Genomic DNA, 3428 nt, shown 5'->3' with positions numbered 1-3428 from the left:
TTATAGTATAGTCCTGTTTCTTCATCCGCATATTGTCCCTGAAACCTGAACGGACAGTCAAACTCCGTTCCCTTGTCAACGGCAAGCACTTTTCCGTAAATATCCAGTGTGCAGTCCCAAGTCTTGTTTCCCTGTCCGTCGTACATCTGGATGGGCGTACCCAAGTAGTCAGATACGATGGAATACTGTTTATCGCCTTGAATCTTTGCTGTTGGAACAAACGTGCCCTCCTCGAACACCCACGTGGTAATGTCATCAACAGGTTCTTTTGGAGAGGTGTTTCCCTCTTCCTCTTGTTGTATTTCCGTTGCCTTATAGCTCCATTCGTGTAAAGGTACGTTTCCGTTCCACACCCAGCGTGTGACCTTGCCGAAATACCTCTTGGCGGTGCGGCGTCCCAACGCGTCGTAACGGAACTCCACGGGTCTGCCGTCCGGACGTATCACTTTCTTCAGCATACCGTTGGACGCCCACTCGTAGAGCCATCCCATGCCCGTAGCCAGGCAACGGATGCCGCGTTCCCTCTCCATACGCTTGCGGTCATGGGGCACGGCGTTGTCCTGTAACTCCTTGAACTCGCGGAAAATGAGGTTCCCCTCGTCGTCGTAGTGGTAGAAGGATGAGAGGTCTTCCAGCAACCGTCCTCCCGCACCGTATTTGCGGTCTTTCCTGTCCGGTGTCTCAAAGAGGTTTCCCACGAAATCCGGCACGCGGTAAATCACGTCCGTCTCGGAGCCGTTTGTAATTTCCTGACGGATGAGGAAGTCGAAACGGTCGTAATCGTAGCGCATGAGCGTTCCGGTCAGCTCGTTCTCCTTGGCGAGCAACCGACCCGCAATGCCCCATTCGTAGCGGTACGCCCCGCGCTCTATGCCGCCCGCGCGGACGGACTTGCGCACCTCGCGCCCGAAACGGTCGCGTTCCGTCCTGACGGTCACTCCGCCGGATAAGGTGCGCTGCACCTCCAGCCCTGTGTTGTCACGTATCCATGAAGCTTGCCAGTTTTCACCTGCTTGCATACTTTGGAGATTACCTTCCTGGTCATAGGTGTGTCGTATGTCCGCTCCCAGACTGCTGGTGATGCGGGTGCAGTTGCCTTCGCTGTCATACGTGCGGCTGACGGTATATTCTCCCTGTTTTTCCCCGGTGACCAGTCCCGTCCGCCTGTCGCGGGTGAACTCCAGCAGGTTTTCCGCGTTTTGTGCCTTGACGAGCAGCCCGTCCTTGTCATAGGTGTAAAGGGACACCTCACCGTCGTACTGCTCCTCCTTCAGGATGTGGTCCAGCCCGTCGTAGAGGTATTCGGTCCATTTGCCGCCGGGACGGTTCACCCTTGTGACCCGTCCGGCCCCGTCACGTTCGTACTCGCGGCGCAGACCGTCGAAACCTGTCTCCACAATGACCTGTCCCAGCCCGTCCAGCTCGAAGAAATAGTTGTCGCCCGCCTCGTTCCCGATACGGCGGAGCTGCAACTCGCTGTTGTAGCCGAAGGTGATGCGGTGCCGCTCCTGCTCGCGGCTTTTCAGCACGCCCAAAGCCCCGTAAGTAAATTTGACCTCACGGATGTTGTCGGCGGCATGGACCATGTTGCCCATGGCGTCGTACTCGAAGCGGTGCACGTTGCCGTCGGGCTCCTCAAGGCGGATGAGGTTGTCGGCACGGTCGTAAGCATAGCGGGTGGCATTGCCTTTCACATCGACCGCCTGCACGAGCCTGCCCCTGCCGTCGTACTCCCAACGGCGGAACAGCCCGTTGGGGAACTGCAACAGTTCGAGGTCGTACCTGTCGTTGAAGGTGAGCGTGTAAACCCGTCCCTGTCCGTCGGTAATGGTGCGCAGGACTCCGCCCTCGTAGGCGTATTCCACCGTTTCCCCGCTGAGCGTGGTGCGGCTGACGACACGGTCCAGCCCGTCATAGTCCCATGACAGCTCCCTGCCTTCCGGTGTGCGGAGCGAGGTCAGGTTGCGGTTCTTGTCGTAACTGAGGAACGTGTCCTCGCCGTTCTCGTCCGTGATGCGGACGGGCTGCCCGAACTCGTTGTATGCCGTCTTGCGGGTATATCCTTCGGGATTGACCGTGACCTCCAGCTCCTGATACACGTTGTACTGCTGGCGGGTAATCCCGCCGTTGGCATCCACGATCTTGTAGATGAGTCTGTCCTCGCCGTAGTAGTATTCGGTTTCGGCATTCTCGCCGTTGCGGATGCGGGTGCATCCTTTGGCGTAACGGATGAAGTATTCCATCACGCCTCCGTCGCCCCACGTATGCACGCACCGGGCATTTTCGCCCCTGCCCTCATATTCCCAGTGGAAGGACATGCCTCCCTGATTGGTGAGCTGCACGAGCAGGTGTCCGTCGGCATAGACGAAATGCTTGCTGACATCCAGCGCATCGGTGGTCTCCACCATGTCGCCCTGTCCGTCGTACCGGTAGCGGACCAGTTTGACCTCCTCGTTGTCCTGCCGTACGGACACGCAGCATACACGGCCCAGCCCGTCGGTTTCCACTTTCAGGTGTTCGCCACGGGAGGATATGATGCCCGACAGACGTCCGGCAGAAGCGTACTCGAAACGGATGCGGAACCCGTCCCTGGTGGAAATGTCCGACACCATGCGGTATCCGGAACGGTTCTCGGGCCCGCCGAAACGGTATTGAAGTCCCCGGATGTCGGTGAGCATGTATCCCTGCGCGTCGAGCGTCCAGAGAAGCTGTTCCTTGCGGTCAAAATAGGAACCGTCCGGTTCCAGCACGGGCAGGAAGGACTCGCGCCCGTCGGCGTGGCGGAAAAGGAACGCCCCTTCCTCCAGAGGACGTATGCCCAGGTTGTAGCTGTGATGCCAGTTGTAGCCCAGCGGCCCGTCCACGGCGGCATCGCTGTAATAGGTACGCTCCCAGACGATGGGGATGGGTCCGGGCAGCTCGAAGTCCACATTGGTATGGTACACCCTGCCTGTGGCGGCATCCACCGGCTCGCCGAATGTCCTGCACTTGATGGGCTGGAGAATATCCGCCAGCTTGTTCTTTCCTTCCTTTCTCAGCCTGTCGATCAGATCCTGAAACTTGTCGCCCAGCTTTTTCCACAGCTTGCCCAGTCCCTTGAGACCGAACCTGAGGGCCATGGCGAACATGTCGATGGTGGGCGGGCCTCCGACAAGCACCGGCTTTCCTACCGAGGTGATGGTGGACAGCATGGACGTAGGAGCCAGGAGCGCCTTGCTCACCTTCTTGGGCTTGCCTTTGCGGGGGACGGTAGGTATTCCCACTATGTTGCACGAGAGTGCGGGATGCGTCAGGGACGAGCAGGGGGCACCGTCGGCCAGCACCGTCGAGCTGCCCATCCACATTTCGGACTCGGACATGCCGCTGACCAGCGGCGCGGGGTGCAGGACGTACGCCGGCAGGTGCACGATACCGATTCCTGCCTGCGC

General features: G+C 59.1%; 1 protein-coding gene. It reads right to left on the bottom strand.

All coding sequences use genetic code 11. The annotated features are described in order from the left end of the window. Positions 1-3428, bottom strand: a 3428-nt coding sequence (locus H3001_RS18875) for a DUF6531 domain-containing protein (protein WP_246368715.1), incomplete at both ends; no start/stop codon positions are given.

Origin of the sequence: Phocaeicola faecicola (assembly GCF_013618865.1) — a bacterium.
GTDB lineage: Bacteria > Bacteroidota > Bacteroidia > Bacteroidales > Bacteroidaceae > Phocaeicola > Phocaeicola faecicola.
This window is presented reverse-complemented; position numbering and strand designations above follow the sequence as displayed.